Genomic DNA, 22,367 nt, shown 5'->3' on the forward strand with positions numbered 1-22,367 from the left:
TGCCACCCCGCTAGGGTTTTCTGTCGCTGCCATAGGAATAATCGGCCAGATTGAACCCTTGCTCCGACAGCGCCTTCGCCAGCGCGTGGCGCACCGGCACCACGTCCTCGTAGCGACGCTGCCTTGCCGCGGCCACCTCCTCTTCAGCATACGGACGGAAATCCGCGGGCAATTGCGCCGGGCTGAATGCTTCGAGCACCCAGTTCAGCACGGCCGCGAGCTCGGCATTGCTCAGCTGCGACTGCGCGGCGCCCGGCACGCGGATCAGGTATTCACGGCCCGCCGGCAGACGCACGAAAGCGCCGACGGAATTGCGGAAATCGGGAATGCCGTGGCGGCTGCTGCCGCGGCCGTCCACGCGATGGCAGCCTGCGCACTGCAATACGTAATCGGCACGGGCGTCCTGCCGCAACTGCGCTGCCGCGGGGTCGCCCGGCGCGACGCTTCCTGCGGCGGCGGCCCGCGTCGCGCACAGCAGGAGGGCGGCGGCGCAACGCCACCGCCATCCCCGCGCCGGCCGCCGCATCCCGCGCCTCATGGCTTCGGCTTCGCCTTGGCCAGGCCCACGATCACGGAGGTAGTGCAGTGGAAGATGGAGGACTCGTTGGACATGCACCAGTTCACGTCGTTGTGCAGGAACATCTGATAACCGGGGCGCTCGCGCTCGGCGGACGCGCACATGCACTTGCCGCAAGCCGCCTTGCCGCAGCAGTCGTTATAGCTGATGAGGTAGTCCTTGCCGTCCAGCGGATTGTGGCAGGTTCCCACCCACGACACCGCCGACGGCGACGTGCCCGGCGGGCAGGACGTCATGCTGCCGCCGCAGCAGGAACACAGGAAGCCGTCCACCGCGCAATACCGCCAGTAGTCGCAGGCGGTATCGTCCATTTGCGGCTTCTTGGGGTCCGCGGGCGCAGAACGCGCCACGGGCAGCACCGGCATCAGGAAGGCCGTTCCGACCAGCGCCTTGCCGATGCGGTTGAGCACGCTGCGCCGGGACGTGGCGTGCGCGACGGAGCGCGTGGCGCGCTCTCCAAGTTTATCCAGCCAGTGCATTGCCGCTCTCCTTGCGGGAAATCCGGGTTTCTTCCGGCGTGCCGGCGGCCAGGAACTCCTGCACCGACGCCACGCCCAGCTCCTTCGCCGTGAACAGGCTTTCCAGCTGTTCGCGGGAATTGATCAGGCCTTTCGCGCGCAACGTTCCGGTCTCGTCGATCAGCACCGCGTAGGGCAGCTTGCTGATCTGAAACTTCATGCCCAGTTCGGCTGACAGCAGGTACGGAAAGCGCTCGAGTCCGGCCTGCTTGTAGAACGCCAGGTGTTCGGGCATTTCGCCATCGCTGGCCAGGACGATGCGCAGCCATGCGCTTTCGGTGCCGGCCACCGATTTCAGGATGGGCAGCAGCTTCTTGCACACCGGGCAGGTCGGCGAAAGAAAGAACAGCAGCTGGCTGTGCTGGCCGCGTTCGCCGACGGTGATGCGGCGGCCCAGCAGATCGGCGAGTTCGAAGCGCGGCGCGGGTTCGCCGACGCCGGGCCCTTTGTCCATTGTGAGCGCCCCCATCGGCGCCACGCGCTCGTACAGCACACCGATCTGCCGGGCCAGGGCCAGGATGACCAGCACCAGGCAAAGCACCACGCCCCAAAGCAGGAAATTGGAAATGATCAAGGCATCCATGTGAAACTCCTTCAAAGATTCCGCAGCTTGAGATGCGAAGCCAAGAGGTGATTGGCGATGTAGTAAAGGCCCACGGCGGAGATCGCGAGCCCGAAGACGGCGGCGGCGTCCACCCACTGCAGGCCGCGGGAACCGCCCGCCGCGGCAGTGAGCGCGGGCGCCGTCCACAGCGCCAGGGCCGCATTGCGCAGGACCAGCCACCACGACAGCCCGCCGCCGTGGCCGCCTCGCCCCGGGCCGACCGCTGCCGGGCCGCCACAGCCGCAATCGATGTCGCGATGGCCCCGGAGCAGGTTGAACGCCAGCGCCGCCGTGGCCGCCGCCAGCACGAGCAAGGCCAGCTCCGCGCCCGCCGCCTGGCGCGACGGCGCCAGCAGCAAGGCGCCGGCCGCGACCTCGGCCAGTGCGTAGGCCCAGGCGAACGCGCCGCTCCAGCCCTCGGGCAGGATCTGGTAGGCCGACACCGCGGCCGAGAACCTTGCCATATCCCTCAGTTTTTCCAGCGCGCCCAGGAGCAGCACGCAGGCCAGCGCCGCGCTTGCGGCATAGAGCAGAACGGGATCGTTCATGGCGCGCCCCTGGGTTGCGGCTCGACCTGCAGCGCAGTCTCGCCCGCGGCCTCGATCGTGCCCTTGAGAACGGGCGCGGCCGGCGCGGCGTCGTAGATATTCACGTTGCCGCCGTCCAGGGTGTAGAGGCGCGGGTTGTCGTCCTGCGATACCGACATCGACAACGCATTCTTGCCCGGCACCCGCGCCACCCGCTTGTGCGTGGACAGGTCGTAGACCCAGATCTCGGACGCGGGCGTTTTGTGCGAGCCCTCGGCGCCGTTCGGATGCATGCCGACGTAGAGGCGCTTGCCTGCCTGGCTCACGGCCAGCAGGTTGTAGCCGCCGGGCCGCCAGCCCTTGTCTTTGCCCGATGCATCCAGCAGGGACCAGGGCTTGCCGAAGACGGCGTCCTGGCCGCTGAAGTCCGCGCTGTAGACATTGCCGTTGTAGGAGACGAAATAGAACGTGTTGCCGAGGTTTTCGGTGTGCGTGAAGATCGGATCCTTTTCCGGATCGAACATCGGCTGGCTGCGCTGCTGGCCCGCCGGCTTGCCTGCCGGATCCAGGTCGACGGTCAGCAGTGCGCCGTCGCCGCAGATGCTCGCGAAGCTGCGCGGGCGCGACGGCAGGACGATGATGCTCCAGCAGCCCGCGGCGGCCGTGATTTCGTCCGTGAACTGCCGCGTCTTCAAATCCACCACCGTAACCGAGGATGCGGGCGTGGCGTTCTGCACGAACAGCAGCCCGCCGTCGGTGCTCTGCCGCAGGTAGTTCCGGTAGTTCAGCGCCTGCGCGCGCTTCTGCGGAATGGGCACCTCGAACTTGGGCGTCAGCGTTTCGGCGTCCCAGGCTTCGATCAGGTCGGTCCGCTTGCCGCGGTTGAGCCGCTCGTAGTAGGTCGTCATCACGTAGATGTCCTTGCCGTCCGCGGACACGGTCATGTGGCCGTTGAACGACGTGGGCACCAGTCCCAGGAATTTCCGGGTGTCGCCGTCGTAGATGTTGACCCGGCTGTCGACCAGGTGATTGAAGACGGCATCCATCACGTACAGCCGGTGGGGTGTGGCCGGCGGCAGGCGGGCACCGCCCTTGAGCTCCTCCACGGGCAGGTCCGCCCGGGCTAGCCCGGCCGAGGCCGCCAAGACGGCGCACAGCGCCCACCGCCCGGCCCGCGATGCGCGTGATCTGGCACGAAGCGCATTCATCGATATTCTCCTGGTCTCATGATCCGATCTCCTAGAACGCATAGACGTAGCGCAACTGCACGCCACGCATTCGCGGCCCGTTCTCGACCTTCAGGTCGTGGATGTACTGCATCTGAATCTGGTTGGCGTCGTTGATCTGGTGCGTGAGCTCGACGGCCAATTGATGGTTGCGCGCCCGGGTGGCGACGGTTTCGCCCGAGGACGTTTCCCGTCCGCCCGTTTCATAGCGGTAGCGCACCCCTGTATAGGTGTCGGGCGTCAGGTTGGTCGAGGCCAGGGCGAAGAAGCGGAACGAAGGGTCCTTCTTCAGCGTCTGCCCGTACCAATCGGTGTTGCGGCCGTAGATTTCCACTTCCGCGATGGCTTCGAGATAGGTGGATTCGCCGATCCCCTTCACGAAGGAAAAATCCTGGATGGTGGACCAGCGGTTCTTGCCGGGCGACACATCGGGGCGCGAGCCGTCGTAGCGGCCCACCGGCGCCACGATAAACGGCTCCCAGGCGAACCAGGTCTTGGTCTGCTCGTTGTTGTAGAACCAGATCGCCGACCCGAGGGTCACGTCGCCGATGCCCGTCTGGTGATCGCCCGGCACGCCGGGCAGGTCCATCGAGGTGCGGTACATCGGCACGATGAATTCGAGCTGCACCGTCTTGCCGTAAAAATCGCGGTAGTGCATCTGGCGATACACCAGCGCGTTCACGTCGACCGAGGCGCCCTTCACCCGCTGGCCTTCGGCGTAGAGCCCCGACGAACGCAGCCCCGCCAGATACCCGGCGATGAGGTTGGTGCCTACCGGTGCGGGTATCCAGTCACGCGCGCTGGGGTCTCCCGCCCATGCCGCCTGCGCCGCGCCCACGCATGCCAACAGCAGCGCGGCGCGCGTCCGGATCCGGCAAACCTTGTTGCCTGCCATGCCTTTCCCCTTGGTTCCATGACGGCGCGGCTGCCGGTATCTCCCGGCTTGGGCCGCGCTGCCGTTGTTCTAGTACGCCATGCAAACGGACTTCTTCTCCAGGTACAGATCCAGCACGGCGCGGCCGTGCTCGCGGCCGATGCCTGATTGCTTGAACCCGCCGAATGGCATGTTGGGATCCAGCATGTTGTGGGTGTTTACCCAGATCGTGCCGGCATCGATGCGCGGGATCAGGCCTTGGACGCGGGCAAGATCATTGCTCCAGAGGCTCGCGCCCAGGCCGAAGGCGCTGTCGTTGGCCAGCAGCACCGCATCGTCCAGGCTGTCGAAGGGCTGCGCCACGACGACGGGCCCGAAGATCTCTTCGCGCACGATCCGGGCATCCGGCCGCAGGCCGGTAAAGACGGTGGGCTGCACGAAATAACCTGCTCCCTCGCCTGCGCCGCCGCCCGCCAGGACGCGGCCGCCTTCTGCGCGCCCGATACCGATGTAGTCCATCACGCGCTTCTGGTGGCGGGCGGATACCAATGGGCCGACCTGCGTGGCCGGATCGAACCCCGAGCCCAGCGTCATGCCGGCGGCCAGGTCGGCCAGCCCCTGCACGACCTTGGCGTAAAGGCCCTTCTGCACGTACAGGCGCGAGCCGGCCGTGCACACCTGCCCCTGATTGAAGAAAATGGCGGCCGCGGCGCCTTGCACGGCACGGTCGACGTCGCAATCGTCCAGCACGATCACCGGAGACTTGCCGCCCAGCTCCAGCGACACCCGCTTCATGCCGTCCATCGCGGCGCGGCCAATCAGCTTGCCCACTTCGGTGGAGCCGGTGAACGCGATCTTGTCGACGCCGGGATGCGCAACCAACGCCGCACCCGCGGTTTCTCCCCGGCCCGTCACGACATTGACCACGCCGGGCGGGAAGCCCGCTTCCAGCACGAGCTCGGCCAGGCGCAGCGCGGTCAGGGGGGTTTCCTCGGCGGGCTTGAGCACCACGGTGCAGCCGGCCGCCAGGGCGGGCGCGATCTTCCAGATCGCCATCAGCAGCGGGAAATTCCAGGGGATGATCGCGCCGACCACACCCACGGGCTGCGGCAAGGTCTGGGCGCTGTACCGGACGCCGGGCGGAAACGGAATGGACAGCGACAGCGTGTCGCCGGTGATCTTGGTGGCCCAGCCCGCCATGTACCGCAGCCACTGCGCGCCGGACTCGACTTCCAGACCCTGCGCCACGCCCAGCAGCTTGCCGCTGTTGAGCGTTTCCAGGCGGGCCAGCTCATTGCCGTGCTGTTCGACGAGGTCGGCCAGCTTCAGCAGCAGGCGCTCGCGCCCGGCGGGCAGCATGCCGCGCCATGGTCCGGAATCGAACGCGCGCCTTGCCGCCTGCACGGCCAGGTCGATTTGGACCGGACCGGCATCGGGCTGGTGCGCAATCACCTGGCCGGTGGCGGGATCGTACACGGCGACGGGCTCGCCCTGCCCTTCGCGCACGGGCTTGCCATCGATGAGCATGGACTCGCGGATGGCGCCCAGTTCCGGACGGTCGGCCCCGGCATGGCCGGCGGAGGAAACGCTTGCAGCAGGCATTCGGAACTCCAACGAAAAGGTCGGAGCCAGAATAGCAACGGTATCTGCGGCTGGCTTGTCGGGCCGTGCATGGCGATTTGTCATTCTGCGCACGGATGTTAGCCCCCACGCTGCGCATGCTACGCATGCTGGCTGCCCCCCAAGGGGGCTGCCCCGCCTTGAGGCGGCTCGGCGGCGGGGCCGGCCCCCACGCTGCGCATGCTACGCATGCTTGCTGCCCCCCGCGGAGGCTGGCCCGCCTTGAGGCGGCTCGGCGGCGGGGCGGGCCCCCACGTTGCCCATGCTTGCTGCCCCCCGCGGGGGCTGGCTGGCCCGCCTTGGGACGGCCCGGCGGCGAAAAGACTCCCCACGGCCGCGCCAGGCGAAAAAAAGCCCGGCGCGACGCGGGCTGCGCGTTCGTGCCGGGCCTGCGCGGCCCCTTCCCGGGGCCGCGCGGCGTCATGCGCCGGTCAGTCCAGCATCAGCACCGTGGCGCCGGTGGTCTTGCGCGCGGCCAGGGCGGTCTGCGCCTCGCCGGCCTGTTCCAGCGAATAGCGCTGGTCGATGCGAACCTTGATCTTCTTCTTCAGGACCAGGTCGAACAGCTCTTCGGAGGCGGCCTGGAGCTTTTCCAGCGTGTTCACGTGGATGCCCAGCGACGGACGCGTCACGTACAGGCTGCCCTTCTGGTTCAGCGTCGCCAGGTTGACGCCCGCCACCGGACCGGAGGCGTTGCCGAAGCTCACCATCAGGCCGCGCGGCTCGATGCAGTCCAGCGAGGTTTCCCAGGTGTCCTTGCCCACGCCGTCGTACACCACCGGCACCTTCTTGCCGCCGGTGAGCGCCAGCACGCGCTCGGCCACGTTTTCGCGCGAGTAGTCGATGGTTTCCCAGGCGCCGTTGGCGCGGGCCAGCTCAGCCTTCTCGGGGCTGGAGACCGTACCGATCAGCTTCACGCCCAGCGCCTTGGCCCATTGGCAGGCGATCAGGCCGACGCCGCCGGCGGCGGCATGGAACAGGATGGTTTCCCCGCCCTGCAGGCGATAGGTCTGGCGGAACAGGTACTGCACCGTCAGGCCCTTGAGCATCAGCGCGGCGGCCTCGTCAAAGCCGATGCCCTTGGGCACCTTGACGACCTGCGCGGCCGGCACGTTGCGCGCCTGGGCGTAGGCGCCGATGGGGCTCTGGCCGTAGGCGACCCGGTCGCCCTTCTTCAGGTGCTTGACGTCGGCGCCCACGGCGGTCACGACCCCCGCGCCCTCGAAGCCCAGGCCATGGGGCAGCGGATGGGGATACAAGCCCGTGCGGAAATAGATATCGATGAAGTTCAGGCCGGCAGCGTGCTGCTGGATCGTGACTTCATTGGCGGCAGGCGGCGGAACTTCCACCTCGGCCAGCTTCAGGACTTCGGGACCACCGTGCTGCTCGATACGAATTGCCTTGACGAGATTGCTGGCCATGCTGGCCTCCTTTTATTGATTGGAAATAATGCAGACTGAGCGGGAAAACCGGATTCAACGGGGCGGCCGCGCATCGCCCTGCCTGGCGGACGCCGGCCTGCCGGCCCCGCCTCCCATCAACGCGAACACGCCGGCCAGCACCAATGCGGTCCCTGCCATCTGCCACACGGTGATGGGTTCATGCAGGAACCACGACGCCAGGAACAGCACCGAGACCGGCCCGATCATGCCCAGCAGCGAGGCGGTCGGCGCGCCGATGAGCGCCACCGCCCACATCAGCATGAACACCGGCACCACGGTGTTCAGCGTGGCGTGGATCACAGAATATCCGTAGACCCCCGCAGGCTGGATCAGCATCGATGGCGGATGCACGGCAAAAAACTGAATGATGCAGGCCACGCACGACACCAGCATGGCATAGGCCACCAGACGCGTCGCGCCTACGCGCTTGATCAGCTCCCCTGAACAAATCAGGTACACAGAATAGCTTGCAGCGGACCCGAAAACGAATAAAGACCCTAACAGCACCTCGCTTCCGCCGAAGGACAGATCGTGGGCGAACACCAGCACCACCCCAGCATAGGACAGCACCATGGCCATCCATTGGCGACGCTCGACCGGGCGCTTGAACCAGAGCGCCGACAGCAGCACGACGAGCGACGGCGACAGGAAGAGGATCAGTCGTTCCAGGCTGGCGGTGACATAGCGCAGGCCCAGGAAGTCCAGGAAGCTGGACAGGTAGTAGCCCAGGAGCCCCAGCACGCAGACCTGCAGGCGCTCCTTGCGCGTCAGGGTGACGATCTCGCCGCGCGCGGCGCGGCGCGACTGGTGCCAGGCCACGGCCGCGAAGAACGGCATGGCGAACAGCATGCGGAAGGCGATGAGGGTGACCGCGTCAATGCCGTAGCGGTAGGTGAATTTGACGACGATGGCCTTGGCGGAAAACAGGATCGCGCCGAGGGTCGCCAGGAAGAAACCGGCCGCGCGGCTGGAGGGACGAAGGAGCGGCGAAAACTCGGCAAGGCGATTCATGCGATGATTTTATGTTCAGTGCAAAAATAAATGCACGTCTCGCCCTCCGCTTTCTTCCGCCGCCGGGCCGCCCCACGACAAATCTCGCATGACTCGACACCGCGCCCTGACCTATATCCACATTGCCGCCGTACTTTTCGGGCTGACCGGCGTATTCGGCGAACTGATCCAGGCCAGCGCCGCCGTGATCACCTTGGGGCGCGCCGTCTTCGCGGTCATTTCGCTGGGGCTCTTCGCCCGCATGCGCCGCAAACCGCTGCTGGGCTCCCTGACGCCAGCGCAGCTGTTCGTGCTGGTGGTGGCCGGCGCCCTGCTGGCGGGGCACTGGGTCACGTTCTTCATTTCGGTCAAGGTCGGCGGCATCGCCATCGCAACACTGGGTTTCGCCAGTTTCCCGGCCTTCATCACGCTCTTCGAGGGCCTGATCTTCCGCGAGCGCGTCCGCCCGGCCGAATGGATGCTGCTGGGGCTGGTGACCGCCGGGCTGGTGCTGGTCACGCCCTCGTTCGACCTGGCCGACCAGGGCACCGTCGGCCTGGCCTGGGGCCTGTTGTCGGGCCTGAGCTTCGCGCTGCTGGCGCTGAGCAACCGCCGCTCGGCGTCGGGCATGGATCCGATGCAAGTAGCGTGCTGGCAGAACCTGGTCGTCGCGCTGGTGATGCTGCCCTTCGCCGCCGGCCAGCTGCCTGCCCTGCCGGCCCTGGACCTCTTCTGGCTGGCGCTGCTGGGTATCTTCTGCACAGGCCTGTCCCACTATCTGTTCGTGTCCAGCCTGACCCGGCTCAATGCCCGCAGCGCCGGGCTCGTCATCGCGCTGGAGCCGGTATACGCCATCGCATTCGCCTGGATGCTGTTCAGCCAGCAGCCCACGCCGCGCATGATGGCGGGCGCCGCCCTCATCGTGGCGGCCATCGTCTGCTCGGGCCTGCGCAAGCAGGCGCCGACCAGCCCGCCGGCTCAAGCGCAAACGAAAATACAGCCTTGACAATAACTGACTAGGCAGTAAAATCTGCCGCATGAATGCCGCGCCTCCCCCCTCTACGCCCGATACGCCCGTCCATTACCGCAGCGACGCCCGCTGCCTGATGGAAGACAACGCCGGTTTCCTGATCAAGCAGGTCTACAACTCCCTGAACCGGATGCTGGACCAGGAAATGGCCCCGCTGGACCTCACCGCCATGCAATGGCGCCCCATCGCCATGGTGTTCCTGGGCCGCGCCGATACGCCGGCGGAACTGGCTCGCCTCAACGGCATGGACACCGGCGCCATGACCCGCGCGCTGGACCGGCTGGAGGCCAAGGGCCTGCTGCGGCGCAGCCGCAGCCAGGAAGACCGCCGCGTGGTCAAGATCGAGCTCACCGAGCTGGGCGAAGCCAAGGCGCGCGAGATTCCCGCCAATATCGCCCGCTCGCTCAATCATCACCTGCGCGGCTTCTCGACCGACGAGGTCTCCCAGCTCATGCACTACCTGCGCCGCATGCTCGCCAACGGCTCCGCCTGACGCGCGCTTTCGGCGCACATGCCCCCCATCTAATGGGGTTTTATTTGGCATAATAATTGCCTAGGCAAATACAGATTAATCAATTACTTTCAGCAAACAGTCAGGATGAAACGCCTTCTATCTACCGTATTGGTGCTGGCCCTGAGCGGTTGCGCGCTGATGGAATCCGGGCCCGAGCCCGTGGCGGCGCTGGATGCGGCCAAGCTTGGGCTGACCGCTCAAGACACCGCCTGGCCCGACACGCAATGGTGGCAGCGCTACGGCGATCCGCAACTCAACGCCCTGCTCGACGAGGCATTGGCGAACAACCCCTCGATGAGCGCTGCCCAGGCCCGCCTGGCCAAGGCCAATGCGACCGTCAGTTCTGCCCGCGCGCCGCTGCTGCCGCGCGTGGACGCCAACTACTCGCTGACCCGCGAACACCTGTCCAAGGACTACGTCTACCCCGCCCCGATGGGCGGATCGGTCGTCAGTGACAACCGGCTGGCGCTGGACTTCAGCTACGAGCTGGATTTCTGGGGCAAGAATCGCTCGCGCCTGAAGTCGGCGGTGTCGGCGCAACAGGCCGCCGCGGCCGACGCGCAAGCAGCCCGCAACCTGCTGGCCAGCGCCACGGTGCGCGCCTACCTGAACCTGCAGAACGCCTTCGCGCAGCGCGACGTCCTGAACCGCGTGCTGGCCCAGCGCGCCGAAGTGCTGTCGCTAACGCAGGGCCGCTACAAGGCCGGGCTGGACACCCAGGTTGAGGTCAAGCAGGCGGAATCGTCGCTGGCCGCCGGCAAGGTCGAACTGACCCAGACCGAAACCACGATCGCGCAACTGCGCAACCAGGTCGCGGCCCTGGCGGGCGCCGGCCCGCAGCGCGGCCAATCCCTGGCGCCGGTAGCCTTGACCGCGCCGGCCGGCGGCGTGCCCGCCAGCGTGCCGCTGGACCTGCTGGGCCACCGCCCCGACGTCACGGCCGCGAAATGGCGCGCCGAGGCCGCCCGCCATGCCATCGACAGCGCCAAGGCCGAGTTCTACCCCAACGTGAACCTGGTGGCGTTCGCCGGCTTCCAGGCCATGGGCACCGGCAACCTGCCGGGCCCGGACGCCCGCATGGCCGGCATCGGCCCGGCCATCACGCTGCCGATCTTCCACGGCGGCGAGCTGAACGCCAATCTGGCGGGACGCCGGGCCGACGCGGACCTCGCGGTGTCGGATTACAACCAGACCGTGCTGGACGCCGTGCACCAAGTCGCCGATGCGCTCGACGGCCTGCGCCTGCTGGACCAGGAAAAGGCCGAGCAGCGCCAGGCACGCGAGGCGATCGACGCGGCCTATGACCTAGCCGTCAAGCGCTACCGGGCCGGCATGGGCAACTACATCTCCGTGCTCATCGCGCAAACCGGCGTGCTGACCCAGGCCCGCCTGGACACCGACCTGCGCATCCGCGCCTATCAGCTCGACGCCAGCCTGGCGAACGCGCTGGGCGGCGGCTACGTCCCCCCGGCCGGGTCCGAGCCCGCCACGAACTCCACCCATTGAACGATCCCCGGATTCAGACGTCATGAACGCTGCTACCCCCGCCGCCAATCCCGCCCGTAAACGCCTGCTGCTGCTGGCCACCGGGGCCTTCATTCTTGTCGCGATCGCGTACGGCATCTGGTGGGCCCTGTTCGGCGCCCACTTCGAAAGCACCGACGATGCCTACGTGCACGGCAACCTCGTGCAGATCACGCCCCAGGTGCCCGGCACCGTCATCGCCATCGAAGCCGACGATACGGAAACCGTCGCCGCCGGCCAGCCGCTGGTGCGCCTGGATCCGGCCGACACCGACGTGGCCCTGCAACAGGCCCAGGCCAAGCTGGCGCAGACGGTGCGTCAGGTGCGCACCATCTATGTCCAGAACGATGCCCTGGCCGCCGACGTCGACCTGCGCAACGCCGACATCCTGCGCGCGCAGGCCGAGCTGACCCGCGCGCAAAGCGACGTCAACCGCCGCCAGCAGCTGGCCAAGTCCGGCGGCGTCAGCGGCGAAGAGATCCTGCACGCCGAAGCCGCGCTGAAGTCCGCGCAATCGGGCCTGGCCCAGGCACGCGCCGCGCTGGCGGCCTCGCGCGCCAAGCTGGCGACCAACCAGGCGCTGACCCAGGGCACCACGGTGGCCGACCACCCCGACGTGCGGCAGGCGGCGGCCGGCCTGCGCAATGCCTGGCTCGCCCAGTCGCGCACGGTGCTGCCCGCTCCGGTGGGTGGCGTCGTCGCCCGCCGCAGCGTGCAGGTCGGCCAGCGCGTCGCCCCCGGCTCGGCCCTGATGACGGTGGTGCCGCTCGACCAGGTCTGGGTAGAAGCGAACTTCAAGGAAGGCCAGCTGCGCAAGATGCGCATCGGCCAGCCGGCCAAGCTGGTGGCCGATCTGTACGGCAGCTCGGTGACCTATCACGGCACCATCGCCGGACTGGACGCCGGCACGGGCAGCGCCTTTGCCCTGTTGCCCGCCCAGAACGCCACCGGCAACTGGATCAAGGTGGTGCAGCGCGTGCCGGTGCGCATCGCGCTGGACCCCGAGGACCTGAAAACGCACCCGCTGCGTGTCGGCCTGTCCATGGACGTGGAAGTCGATGTGGGCAAGCAGGAAGGCGAGCCGCTGACGCAGGCAGAGCGCAAGGAGCCCGCCTGGTCGACGCGTGCCTTTGAGCCCGCCCACGACGAGGTCGACGCCATGATCGCAAAGATCATCGAAGCCAACCTCGCATCATGAACGCATCCGCCCAGCCCGCGAACGCGGGAGCGTCTCCCCAGGCCTCGCGTCCGCCGGGCACCCACCCGCCGCTGGAAGGCGCGACCCGCATCATCGGTTCGATCGCGCTGTCCACGGCGGTCTTCATGAACGTGCTGGATACGTCGATCGCGAACGTGTCCATCCCCACCATCTCGGGCGACCTGGGCGTCAGCACCAGCCAGGGCACCTGGGTCATTACGTCCTTCGCCGTCGCCAACGCGATCACGGTGCCGCTCACGGGCTGGCTGACGCAGCGTTTCGGGCAGGTACGCCTGTTCCTGATTTCGACGCTGCTGTTCGTGCTGGCGTCGTGGCTGTGCGGATTCTCGCCGTCCCTGGAAGCACTGATCGCGTTCCGCGTGCTGCAAGGCGCGGTCGCCGGGCCGATGATTCCCCTGTCGCAGGCGCTGATGCTGGCCAGCTTCCCCAAGTCCAAGGCAGGCATGGCACTGGCGGTCTGGTCCATGACCACACTGGTCGCCCCCGTCGCCGGCCCCCTGCTGGGCGGCTGGATCTCCGACAACTACACCTGGCCCTGGATCTTCTACATCAACGTACCGGTGGGCCTGCTGGCCGCATGGATCAGCTGGCGCATTTACGGCGGCCGGGAATCGGTCACGCGCAAGCTGCCGATCGACAAGGTCGGCCTGGCGCTGCTGGTGGTCTGGGTGGGCGCGCTGCAGATCATGCTGGACAAGGGCAAGGAACTGGACTGGTTCGCCAGCCCCACCATCATCGCGCTGGCGGCGACCGCCTTCGTAGCCTTCGTCTTCTTCCTGATCTGGGAACTGACGGACGCCCACCCCGTGGTGGACCTGCGGCTGTTCAAGCTGCGCAACTTCACGGTGGGCGCGCTGACGCTGGCGGTGGCCTATGGCGTCTTCTTCGGCAACGTCGTGCTGCTGCCCCTGTGGCTGCAAAGCAATATGGGCTACACGGCCACGTACGCGGGCCTGGTGACCGCCCCGGTCGGCTTGCTGGCCATCCTGCTGACGCCCATCGTCGGCAAGATGCTGGCCACGCGCGATCCGCGGCAGATCGTGACGGTGGCGTTCCTGATCTTCGCCCTCGTGTGCTTCATGCGGTCCGGGTTCAATACGCAGACCGACGTGCGCACCCTGATGATCCCGACCATCATCCAGGGCGCGGCCATGGCGGCCTTCTTCGTGCCCCTCACGTCGATCACGCTCGCCAGCATCGAACCGTGGCGCATCCCGGCGGCCTCGGGCCTGTCGAACTTCCTGCGCCTGACCGCGGGCGCGTTCGGCACGTCGATCGCCACCACGCTCTGGGAAAATCGGGCCACCATGCACCATGCCCAGTTGACCGAAGCGGCCAAGCCCGGCCAGCAGGCGTTCGACCACACCCTGAACACCCTGCAGAACGGGGTAGGCATGACGCACCAGCAAGCCCTGAGTACGGTCGACGCCATGATCAACGGCCAAGCCTTCACCATGTCTGCGCTGGACGTGTTCTACGCATCCGCCATCATCTTCCTGGCGCTGACGGGGCTCGTGTGGTTCGCGAGGCCGAGGTCGGCCAAGGCGGGCGGCGGCGGAGCCGCCGAAGCAGCCGCCGGCGCGCATTGACGCGCCGCGCGGGGGCCGGGCGCCTTGCGCGCTGGCCCCCGGCTGCCATTCTCTTCTTATTCCTTCAGCAGGGCCTGCCAGTCCAGGCGTTCGATGATGTCGGCCGGCAGCGCACTGATCGGCGACAGATTGAACACGGACACGCCGCGGGTGCGCCATTGCGCGGCGGCGAACCGGAAAGACGGCTCGATCAATTGCGAGAAATTGCGCACCAGCCTGCTGGCCTGGGGGGTCGGCCCCTCGTCATAGAAGCGCAGGCCGTTCTGCAGTGTCAGGTCCAGCCCGTGCACGTACACATGGCGGGCGCCGCCCGACACCAGCACCTGCAGGGCCGCATAGGCCACGGTATCGGCGTCGAACACCCCCAGCGCGACATCAAAGCTGTATCCCAGCCCCTGCTTGGCATCCAGCAGCTTCACGTCGGGCGTCGCCGCCGCCATGCGCTTGAGCACGGCCGGCGCCGCGCTGCGCTGATAGGCGCGTTCGGAAATCAATTCGATGATGCAGATGCGGCAGCGGATCAATTCCTGCGGAATGCCCTGCATGATGTAGCGCAGCACTTCAGGCAACACGTACAGGGTCAGGTCTCGCGACACGATTTCCCGCACCTGGTCGATGCGGTCCCTGACGAAATTCTGGTCAATGATGCAGTAGTACTTGAACGGCAGGTCGAACTTGCGCGCCAGCGCGATCGCGCCGTTCACGCCCATCGCCGCGCGGATGTCGAGCCGGTCGTACGGGATCTGGGCGACGGACGGGCCGCTCAGGATCAAGTGCACCTCTTCGTCGGCGGGGTCGTACCCCTCTTGCAGCGGCGTAATCGGCAGCGAACGGCCAAACGCGCGGAATCCGCAAATGGCGCCCGAGCGATCCCGCCAGATCCTGACGAAAGGCCACAGGTGCTGATTGTGCCTCTGCGTGCGCGATCGCAACAAGCGGAACAGCTTGCGCACAAAACGATCGGCCCGTCCGCCGCCCACATGGGCGGCGGGGGAGGAAAAAGCTGAATCTTCCATCTACTAGCCTGACAGGCCTTATTCGCGAATTGCCCTTAGCCGGCCGCGATCAGCGACGCGATCGCGCTGCCGACATCGGCGGTAGAAGCGGTGCCTTGCATGCCCCGCGTGCGCGGGCCTTCCGCCAAGACCGTCTCGATCGCCTTCACGACGGCGGCGGACGCATCGGGATAACCGAGGAAATCGAGCATCAGGGCGCCGCTCCAGATCTGGCCGATCGGGTTGGCGATGCCCTTGCCATAGATATCCGGCGCGGAACCGTGCACCGGTTCGAACAGGGACGGGAACTTGCGGTCGGGATTCAGGTTCGCCGACGGCGCGATGCCGATCGTTCCCGTGCAGGCCGGGCCCAGGTCGGACAGGATGTCGCCGAACAGATTGGAAGCCACCACCACGTCGAACCAATCGGGATGCTGCACGAAATGCGCGCAGAGGATATCGATATGATATTTGTCCCAGCGCACGTCGGGGTAGTTCCCCGCCACGTCCGCCACGCGCTCGTCCCACCACGGCATCGAAATGGAAATGCCGTTCGACTTGGTGGCCGCGGTCAGGTGCTTGCCGCGCTTTTGTGCCAATTCGAACGCGAACTTGAGGACGCGGTCGGCGCCGATGCGGGTAAACACGCTTTCCTGGATGACCACTTCGCGCTCGGTGCCGGCAAACAGGCGGCCGCCGCTGTTGGAATACTCGCCTTCGGTATTCTCGCGCACGATGAAGAAATCGATCTCGCCGGGCTTGCGGTCCTTGAGCGGCGACGGCACACCGGGCATCAGGCGCACCGGGCGCAGGTTGATGTACTGATCGAACTCGCGGCGGAACTTGAACAGCGAGCCCCACAGCGCCTCGTGATCGGGCACCGTGGCGGGCCAGCCGATGGCGCCGAAGAAAATGGCCTCATGCTGGCCGATCTGCGCCTGCCAGTCATCCGGCATCATCTTGCCGTGCCTGGCGTAATAGTCGCAGCTCCAGTCGAAATGGTCCCACTGGAAGTCGATGCCGAAGCGGGATGCCACCGCGTCCAGCACTTTCAGGCCCTCCGGGACGACCTCCTTGCCGATCCCGTCCCCGGGAATTACTGCAATCTTATGTTTCTTCGACACGCGTCTTCCTCTGTTCTCTGGGGGATGCACAACCCGGAATCATAGGCATAAACGGGCCTGCCGCAACACCCCTGCTTACAAATAGATAGGCCCCCGCAGCGCATCGTTACAAACGAGAAATTTCAAGTAACAACAAAACCGGCCTTGCGGCCGAGTTTTGTTTGAAGTGGAATCAGCGGCGGCCCTTGGACCCCAGCAACGACCCCAGAATGCCGCGGGTCAGTTCGCGCGCGATCGACCGCACCGTGCTCTTGGCCATGGTCTGGACGACGCCATCGCGCTTGCCGCCGCGCGGCCCGGTCGACCCGAACAGCACTTCGTTCAGGCTGTCCATCAGCCCCCCGCCCGCATTGTCGGCCGGCGCCTGGCCCCCGGATTGCCCGGACGCGCCGTCCGCCGTTCCGGCCGGGTCCACAGGCTTGGCCGCGCGCCCCGCCAGCACCTCGTAGGCCGACTCGCGGTCGATGGTTTTTTCATACTTGGCGGCCAACGGGCTGCCTTGGCGCAGCGATTGCCGCTCGGCGTCCGTCGCGGGGCCGATCCGGCTCGCCGGGGGCAGGATGTAGGCGCGCTCGGTCGGCATCGGACGGCCCTTGGGATCCAGCAGCGATACCAGGGCCTCGCCCACGCCCAGCTCGGTAATGGCCGCCTCGATGTCCAGGCCCGGGTTGGGCCGCATGGTCTGGGCTGCGGTCTTCACGGCCTTCTGGTCGCGCGGCGTAAACGCCCGCAAAGCGTGCTGGACCCGGTTGCCGAGCTGCCCAAGCACCGTATCCGGAATGTCCAGCGGATTCTGCGTCACGAAATAGACGCCCACGCCCTTGGAACGGACCAGGCGCACCACCTGCTCGATCTTGTTCAGCAGCGCGGGCGGCGCGTCATTGAACAACAGGTGGGCTTCGTCGAAGAAAAACACCAGTTTGGGCTGGTCCATATCGCCCACTTCGGGCAGCTTCTCGTAGAGATCCGCCAGCAGCCACAGCAGGAAAATGGCATACAGGCGGGGCGCCTGCATGAGTTTGTCGGCAGCCAGCACGTTCACCATGCCGCGGCCCTGCGCGTCCGTACGCATCAGGTCGGCCACGTCCAGCATGGGTTCGCCGAAGAATTTCTCCGCCCCCTGGGACTCCAGGGCCAGCAGGCCGCGCTGAATGGCGCCGATGCTGGCCGACGAAACATTGCCGTAGCGGGTCTTCAGTTCCGCCGCGCGGTCGGCGACGTTCTGGAGCATGGCCCGCAGATCCTTCAGGTCCAGCAAGAGCTGCCCTTCGTCGTCGGCCACCTTGAACACCAGGGCCAGCACCCCTTCCTGGGTGTCGTTCAGCTCCAGGATGCGGGAAAGCAGCAAGGGCCCCATGTCCGACACGGTGGCGCGGACCGGCAGGCCCTGCTCGCCGAACACGTCCCAGAGCGTGACCGGGCTCGCGGCCCAGGCCGGCTCGTCCAGGCCGAGGTTCTTCAGGCGCTCCAGCAGCTTGGGGCTGGCCGTTCCTGCCTGGGAAATACCAGTCAGGTCGCCTTTGACGTCGGCCATGAAAACCGGGGTGCCGATACGGGAAAAGGACTCGGCCAGGACCTGCAGCGTGACCGTCTTGCCCGTGCCGGTAGCCCCGGTAATGCACCCGTGCCGGTTGGCCAGGGCAGGCAGCAGGGCCAACTCGGTCTGTGCATTCTTGGCGATGGCGATGGGGTTGGGCATGTGCAGCTCTCCGGACCAGGGAATCAGATGGATGCCCAAGTGTAGAGCCTGCCGCGCCGATTGTGCGCGTGGCAATAAGGACACATACGGCGCCCGCCCGGACGCATGGCCCGCCGTCACGGTAAAATGCCTTTTTTGCACACAATTACTCCTGGGAAGCCATGGCCGGACACAGCAAATGGGCCAATATTCAGCACCGCAAAGGGCGCCAAGACGCCAAGCGCGGAAAGCTCTGGACCAAGATCATTCGTGAAATCACCGTGGCGGCGCGCGCCGGCGGCCCCGACCCGGACAGCAATCCGCGTCTGCGCATGGCCTGGGACAAGGCCACCGACGCCAACATGCCCAAGGACAACATCCAGCGCGCCATCCAGCGCGGCGCGGGCGGCGCGGACGGCGACGCCTACGAGGAAGTGCGGTACGAAGGCTACGGCATCGGCGGCGCGGCGGTGATCGTCGACTGCATGACCGACAACCGCACCCGCACCGTCGCTGAAGTGCGCCACGCTTTCGCCAAGAACGGCGGCAACCTGGGCCAGGAAGGCTCGGTGGCCTTCATGTTCAAGCATTGCGGCCAGTTCGTCTTCGCGCCGGGCACCTCGGAAGACAAGGTCATGGAAGCCGCCCTCGAGGCCGGCGCCGAAGATGTGACCACCGACGAGGAAGGCGTGATCGAAGTCGTCTGCTCGCCGGCCGACTACGCCGCGGTGCGCAGCGCCTTCGACGCCGCAGGCCTGAAGGCCGAAGTCGACGGCATCGTCATGAAGGCTTTGAACGAAACCGAACTGGCCGGCGAAGACGCCATCAAGATGCAGAAACTGCTCGACGCCCTGGAAGGCCTGGACGACGTGCAGGAAGTCTATACGAACGTCGTTTTCGACGAAGCGCAGTAAATCCTCCTGGCCTGGGGCTTCGGCGGCATCGGCCGCTCCGGCGCCAGGGTGTAATTCGGGGCCGTTCATCCGGCTCCGAGTGGCAACCTTCAGAATCACGCAACATGAAACTCCTGGTAATTGGCTCGGGCGGCCGCGAACATGCCCTCGCCTGGCGGCTGGCCCGCTCCCCGCGCGTACACAAGGTGTACGTCGCTCCGGGCAACGGTGGCACGCAACGGGCCGAGCAGATGGAAAACATCCCGCTCACCAATGCCGAGGAACTGGCCGATTTCGTGCAGCGCGAAGGCGTTGCCCTGACCGTCGTCGGCCCCGAAGCGCCGCTGGCCGCCGGCGTCGTGGACGTGTTCCGCGCCCGCGGCCTGAAGATCTTCGGCCCCACCAAGGCTGCCGCCCAGCTGGAAAGCTCCAAGGATTACGCCAAGGCCTTCATGGTCCGGCACAGCATCCCGACCGCCCGCTACGAAACCTTCACCGACCCGGCCAAGGCGCATGCCTATATCGACCAGGAAGGCGCTCCCATCGTGATCAAGGCCGACGGCCTGGCCGCGGGCAAGGGCGTCGTGGTCGCCGCGACGCTGGAAGAGGCGCACGCCGCGGTGGACGCCATGCTGGGCGACGGCTCCATGGGCGCGGCCGGCGCGCGCGTCGTCATCGAGGAATGCCTGGTCGGCGAGGAAGCCAGCTTCATCGTCATGTGCGACGGCCGCAACGTGCTGGCCCTGGCCACCAGCCAGGACCACAAGCGCCTGCAAGACGGCGACCAGGGCCCCAACACCGGCGGCATGGGCGCCTACTCGCCCGCGCCCATTGTCACCCCGGAACTGCACCACCGCATCATGCGCGAAATCATCCTGCCGACCGTGCAGGGCATGGCGCGCGACGGCATTCCGTACACCGGCTTCCTGTATGCGGGCCTGATGATCGCCCCGGGCGACGACCCCGACCGCGAAATCAAGACCCTGGAATTCAACTGCCGCATGGGCGACCCGGAAACGCAGCCCATCATGATGCGCGTGAAGAGCGACCTGCTCGACGCCCTGGAACACGCCGTCGACGGCACGCTCGACCAGGCCGACATCGTCTGGGACCGCCGCACCGCCCTCGGCGCCGTGCTCGCCGCGCACAACTACCCGAACACGCCCCGCACCGGCGACGTCATCCGCGGCCTGCCCGCCGACGCCGAAGACTGCATGGTGTTCCACGCCGCCACCAAAATCGATGGCGACGACACCAAGACCACCGGCGGCCGCGTGCTGTGCGTCACGGCGCTGGGCGACTCGGTCAAGATGGCCCGCGACCGCGTGTACGAAGCCATCAACGGCATCCACTTCGACGGCCGCCAGTACCGCAGCGATATCGGCTGGCGTGCGCTCAAGCCCTCGCAACAGAAACCCAAGTCCAACGCCTAGCCGGAACCGCAGATGCCCGCCTTGCCCGTCTCCGCAGTCAGGGATTACCTCACCGGTTTGCAGGCCCGCATCGTCGGCGGCCTGGAAGCCGCCGAGGGCTCGGCCTTCCGCGCCGATGAATGGGTGCGTCCGGAAGGCGGAGGCGGCCTGTCGCGGCTGCTGGAAGGCGGCGAACTCTTCGAACGGGCCGGCGTGCTGTTCAGCCACGTCCAGGGCATCAAGCTGCCGCCTTCGGCCAGCGCGCACCGGCCGGAACTTGCCGGCCGCCCATGGGAAGCCATGGGCGTCTCGATGGTGCTGCACCCGCGCAACCCTTATGTGCCCACCACGCACATGAACGTGCGGATGTTCATCGCGGCGGCCCGGCCCGGCCACGACGAAGCCGACATCTTCTGGTTCGGCGGCGGCCTCGACCTGACCCCCTACTATCCGTTCGAAGAAGACGCCCGCCACTTCCACACCGTGTGCCGGGACGCCCTGGCCGGCCACGGGGCCGAATACTATCCGCGCTACAAGCGCTGGTGCGACGACTATTTCTTCCTGAAGCACCGCAATGAAACGCGCGGCATCGGCGGCGTCTTCTTCGATGACCTGAACGCCCCCGGCTTCGACGCCTCGTTCGCCCTGACCCGCTCTGTCGGCGATGCCTTCCTCGGCAGCTACATGCCGATCGTGGAACGCCGCCGCGGCATGCCCTATGGCGAACGCGAGCGCGATTTCCAGGCTTATCGCCGCGGCCGCTACGTCGAATTCAACCTGGTCTTCGACCGCGGCACGCTGTTCGGCCTGCAATCGGGCGGACGCACCGAGTCGATCCTGCTGTCCATGCCCCCTCTGGCCCAATGGCGCTACGACTGGCATCCCGAAGTCGGCACGCCAGAGGCCGAACTGGCCGCCTACCTCAAGCCGCGGGACTGGGTTTGAAGCGCATCGGACTCCTGGGCGGCAGTTTCGACCCCGTCCACGTTGCGCACATCGCGCTCGCGCAAACCGCGCTGCGGGCGCTGGGCCTGGCCGAGGTGCAACTCATCCCGGCGGCCAATCCCTGGCAGCGCGCCGCGCTGCACGCCACGGCCGAACAGCGCCGCGACATGCTGGGGCTGGCGATCGCCGGCCATGCCGGCCTAGCCGTCAACCCAATCGAAATCGAACGCGGCGGCGCCACCTACACGATCGACACGCTGCGTGCCCTGCCGCAGGACGCGCGCTATGTCTGGCTGTTGGGCGCGGACCAATTGGCGAACTTCTGCACCTGGCGCGACTGGCAGGAAATCTCCCGTCTGGTGGACCTGGCCGTCGCCACCCGCCCCGGCACGGCGCTCACCTCCCCGCCGGCGCTTGCCGACCACCTGCGCGCCCTGGGCCGCGAGCTCCAGGAACTGCCTTTTGCCCCCATGCCGGTGTCGGCTTCCCAAATTCGCCAGCGCCTGGCGCAAGGCGAGTCCACCGAGGGCCTGCTTGCCGCTCCCGTCGCCGCGTATATTGCGGCGCACCATCTCTATCGATAACCTCACCCGCCGGGCGCCGAAAGCGCCTCGGAGCCAGCATCCTGCTGACCGTGCGCGGGTTATATTTACAACTATGGATATACAAAAACTCCAACGCGCCGTCATCGACGCCCTCGAAGACGTCAAAGCGCAAGACATCAAGGTTTTCAACACCACGCATCTGACCAGCCTGTTCGATCGCGTCGTGATTGCAAGCGCCACCTCCAACCGGCAAACCCGCGCTCTGGCCTCCAGCGTGGCCGACCGCGGGCGCGCGCTCAGCCTGTCGGGCATCACCATCGAAGGTGAAGACACGGGCGAATGGGTCGTCGTCGACCTGGGCGACGTGGTCGTGCACATCATGCAGCCCGCCATCCGCCAGTACTACAACCTGGAAGAGATCTGGGGCGACAAGCCGGTGCGCGTGAAGCTCCTGCCGGAATCCACCCGGCCCGCACCGATCGCCAGCGACAGCGCCTACGACGGCACCGATTACTGAGCAC

Annotated in this window: 22 protein-coding genes; 10 read left to right on the plus strand and 12 right to left on the minus strand. The window is 66.9% G+C overall.

Features of this window, described 5'->3' with window-relative positions; all coding sequences use genetic code 11:
* Positions 1-10 precede the first annotated feature (10 nt).
* The 9 genes from AGI3411_RS18150 to AGI3411_RS18190 form a co-directional block, all read right to left on the minus strand.
* Complete coding sequence (locus tag AGI3411_RS18150) at positions 11-538, minus strand: c-type cytochrome (RefSeq protein ID WP_244240383.1); 528 nt, start codon at positions 536-538, stop codon at positions 11-13.
* Positions 535-1,056, minus strand: coding sequence for a methylamine dehydrogenase light chain (locus AGI3411_RS18155; RefSeq protein ID WP_129528746.1), 522 nt, complete (start codon positions 1,054-1,056; stop codon positions 535-537). Before AGI3411_RS18155 ends, AGI3411_RS18150 begins: the two co-directional genes overlap by 4 nt.
* A complete protein-coding gene (mauD, locus tag AGI3411_RS18160) occupies positions 1,040-1,678 on the minus strand; it encodes a methylamine dehydrogenase accessory protein MauD (protein ID WP_129528747.1) in 639 nt (212 codons plus the stop codon). Before mauD ends, AGI3411_RS18155 begins: the two co-directional genes overlap by 17 nt.
* Positions 1,679-1,689: 11 nt before the next feature.
* The gene (locus tag AGI3411_RS18165) at positions 1,690-2,247 is read right to left on the minus strand and encodes a MauE/DoxX family redox-associated membrane protein (RefSeq protein WP_129528748.1); all 558 of its coding nucleotides are present in this window, start codon (positions 2,245-2,247) and stop codon (positions 1,690-1,692) included.
* Positions 2,244-3,434 carry an amine dehydrogenase large subunit gene (locus AGI3411_RS18170; RefSeq protein ID WP_129528749.1) on the minus strand — a complete coding sequence of 397 codons (1,191 nt, stop codon included), beginning with the start codon at positions 3,432-3,434 and terminating at the stop codon, positions 2,244-2,246. Before AGI3411_RS18170 ends, AGI3411_RS18165 begins: the two co-directional genes overlap by 4 nt.
* Positions 3,435-3,465: 31 nt before the next feature.
* A complete protein-coding gene (locus tag AGI3411_RS18175; RefSeq protein WP_129528750.1) occupies positions 3,466-4,347 on the minus strand; it encodes a transporter in 882 nt (293 codons plus the stop codon).
* Positions 4,348-4,416: 69 nt separating this feature from the next.
* Positions 4,417-5,928, minus strand: coding sequence for a phenylacetaldehyde dehydrogenase StyD (styD, locus tag AGI3411_RS18180; RefSeq protein ID WP_129528751.1), 1,512 nt, complete (start codon positions 5,926-5,928; stop codon positions 4,417-4,419).
* A 449-nt stretch (positions 5,929-6,377) separates the two neighbouring features.
* A complete protein-coding gene (locus AGI3411_RS18185; RefSeq protein WP_129528752.1) occupies positions 6,378-7,367 on the minus strand; it encodes a quinone oxidoreductase family protein in 990 nt (329 codons plus the stop codon).
* 54 nt (positions 7,368-7,421) lie between these two features.
* A complete protein-coding gene (locus tag AGI3411_RS18190; protein WP_129528753.1) occupies positions 7,422-8,399 on the minus strand; it encodes a DMT family transporter in 978 nt (325 codons plus the stop codon).
* An 88-nt stretch (positions 8,400-8,487) separates the two neighbouring features.
* Between AGI3411_RS18190 and AGI3411_RS18195 the strand changes: the two genes are divergently transcribed.
* The 5 genes from AGI3411_RS18195 to AGI3411_RS18215 all read left to right on the plus strand — a co-directional run bounded on the left by AGI3411_RS18195 (position 8,488) and on the right by AGI3411_RS18215 (position 14,254).
* On the plus strand, positions 8,488-9,384 hold the full coding sequence (locus tag AGI3411_RS18195; protein ID WP_129528754.1) for a DMT family transporter: 897 nt from the start codon (positions 8,488-8,490) through the stop codon (positions 9,382-9,384).
* A 31-nt stretch (positions 9,385-9,415) separates the two neighbouring features.
* A complete protein-coding gene (locus tag AGI3411_RS18200) occupies positions 9,416-9,901 on the plus strand; it encodes a MarR family winged helix-turn-helix transcriptional regulator (RefSeq protein WP_129528755.1) in 486 nt (161 codons plus the stop codon).
* Positions 9,902-10,006: 105 nt separating this feature from the next.
* Entirely contained in the window at positions 10,007-11,428 is a 1,422-nt protein-coding gene (locus AGI3411_RS18205; protein ID WP_129528756.1) for an efflux transporter outer membrane subunit, read from the plus strand.
* Positions 11,429-11,450: 22 nt separating this feature from the next.
* Entirely contained in the window at positions 11,451-12,644 is a 1,194-nt protein-coding gene (locus tag AGI3411_RS18210) for an HlyD/EmrA/EmrK family protein (protein WP_129528757.1), read from the plus strand.
* Positions 12,641-14,254 carry a DHA2 family efflux MFS transporter permease subunit gene (locus AGI3411_RS18215; RefSeq protein WP_244240384.1) on the plus strand — a complete coding sequence of 538 codons (1,614 nt, stop codon included), beginning with the start codon at positions 12,641-12,643 and terminating at the stop codon, positions 14,252-14,254. Before AGI3411_RS18210 ends, AGI3411_RS18215 begins: the two co-directional genes overlap by 4 nt.
* 56 nt (positions 14,255-14,310) lie before the next feature.
* On the opposite strand, the gene AGI3411_RS18220 is transcribed toward AGI3411_RS18215, so the two are convergent.
* The 3 genes from AGI3411_RS18220 to AGI3411_RS18230 form a co-directional block, all read right to left on the minus strand.
* On the minus strand, positions 14,311-15,270 hold the full coding sequence (locus AGI3411_RS18220; RefSeq protein ID WP_129528758.1) for a hypothetical protein: 960 nt from the start codon (positions 15,268-15,270) through the stop codon (positions 14,311-14,313).
* A gap of 35 nt (positions 15,271-15,305) precedes the next feature.
* Positions 15,306-16,373, minus strand: coding sequence for a tartrate dehydrogenase (locus AGI3411_RS18225; RefSeq protein ID WP_129528759.1), 1,068 nt, complete (start codon positions 16,371-16,373; stop codon positions 15,306-15,308).
* A 172-nt stretch (positions 16,374-16,545) separates the two neighbouring features.
* Positions 16,546-18,072 carry a helicase HerA-like C-terminal domain-containing protein gene (locus tag AGI3411_RS18230; RefSeq protein WP_129528760.1) on the minus strand — a complete coding sequence of 509 codons (1,527 nt, stop codon included), beginning with the start codon at positions 18,070-18,072 and terminating at the stop codon, positions 16,546-16,548.
* A 161-nt stretch (positions 18,073-18,233) separates the two neighbouring features.
* Between AGI3411_RS18230 and AGI3411_RS18235 the strand changes: the two genes are divergently transcribed.
* The 5 genes from AGI3411_RS18235 (at position 18,234) to rsfS (ending at position 22,363) form a co-directional block, all read left to right on the plus strand.
* Positions 18,234-18,965, plus strand: coding sequence for a YebC/PmpR family DNA-binding transcriptional regulator (locus AGI3411_RS18235; protein ID WP_129528761.1), 732 nt, complete (start codon positions 18,234-18,236; stop codon positions 18,963-18,965).
* Positions 18,966-19,069: 104 nt separating this feature from the next.
* Complete coding sequence (gene purD, locus AGI3411_RS18240; RefSeq protein WP_165359204.1) at positions 19,070-20,377, plus strand: phosphoribosylamine--glycine ligase; 1,308 nt, start codon at positions 19,070-19,072, stop codon at positions 20,375-20,377.
* Positions 20,378-20,389: 12 nt separating this feature from the next.
* On the plus strand, positions 20,390-21,301 hold the full coding sequence (gene hemF, locus AGI3411_RS18245; RefSeq protein ID WP_129528762.1) for an oxygen-dependent coproporphyrinogen oxidase: 912 nt from the start codon (positions 20,390-20,392) through the stop codon (positions 21,299-21,301).
* Positions 21,298-21,885: a nicotinate (nicotinamide) nucleotide adenylyltransferase gene (gene nadD, locus AGI3411_RS18250; RefSeq protein ID WP_129528763.1), complete on the plus strand. Its 588-nt coding sequence runs from the start codon at positions 21,298-21,300 to the stop codon at positions 21,883-21,885. Before hemF ends, nadD begins: the two co-directional genes overlap by 4 nt.
* A 73-nt stretch (positions 21,886-21,958) precedes the next feature.
* On the plus strand, positions 21,959-22,363 hold the full coding sequence (gene rsfS, locus AGI3411_RS18255; RefSeq protein ID WP_129528764.1) for a ribosome silencing factor: 405 nt from the start codon (positions 21,959-21,961) through the stop codon (positions 22,361-22,363).
* Positions 22,364-22,367: the final 4 nt, after the last annotated feature.

This window comes from Achromobacter agilis (genome assembly GCF_900496965.1).
Lineage (GTDB): Bacteria > Pseudomonadota > Gammaproteobacteria > Burkholderiales > Burkholderiaceae_B > Achromobacter > Achromobacter agilis.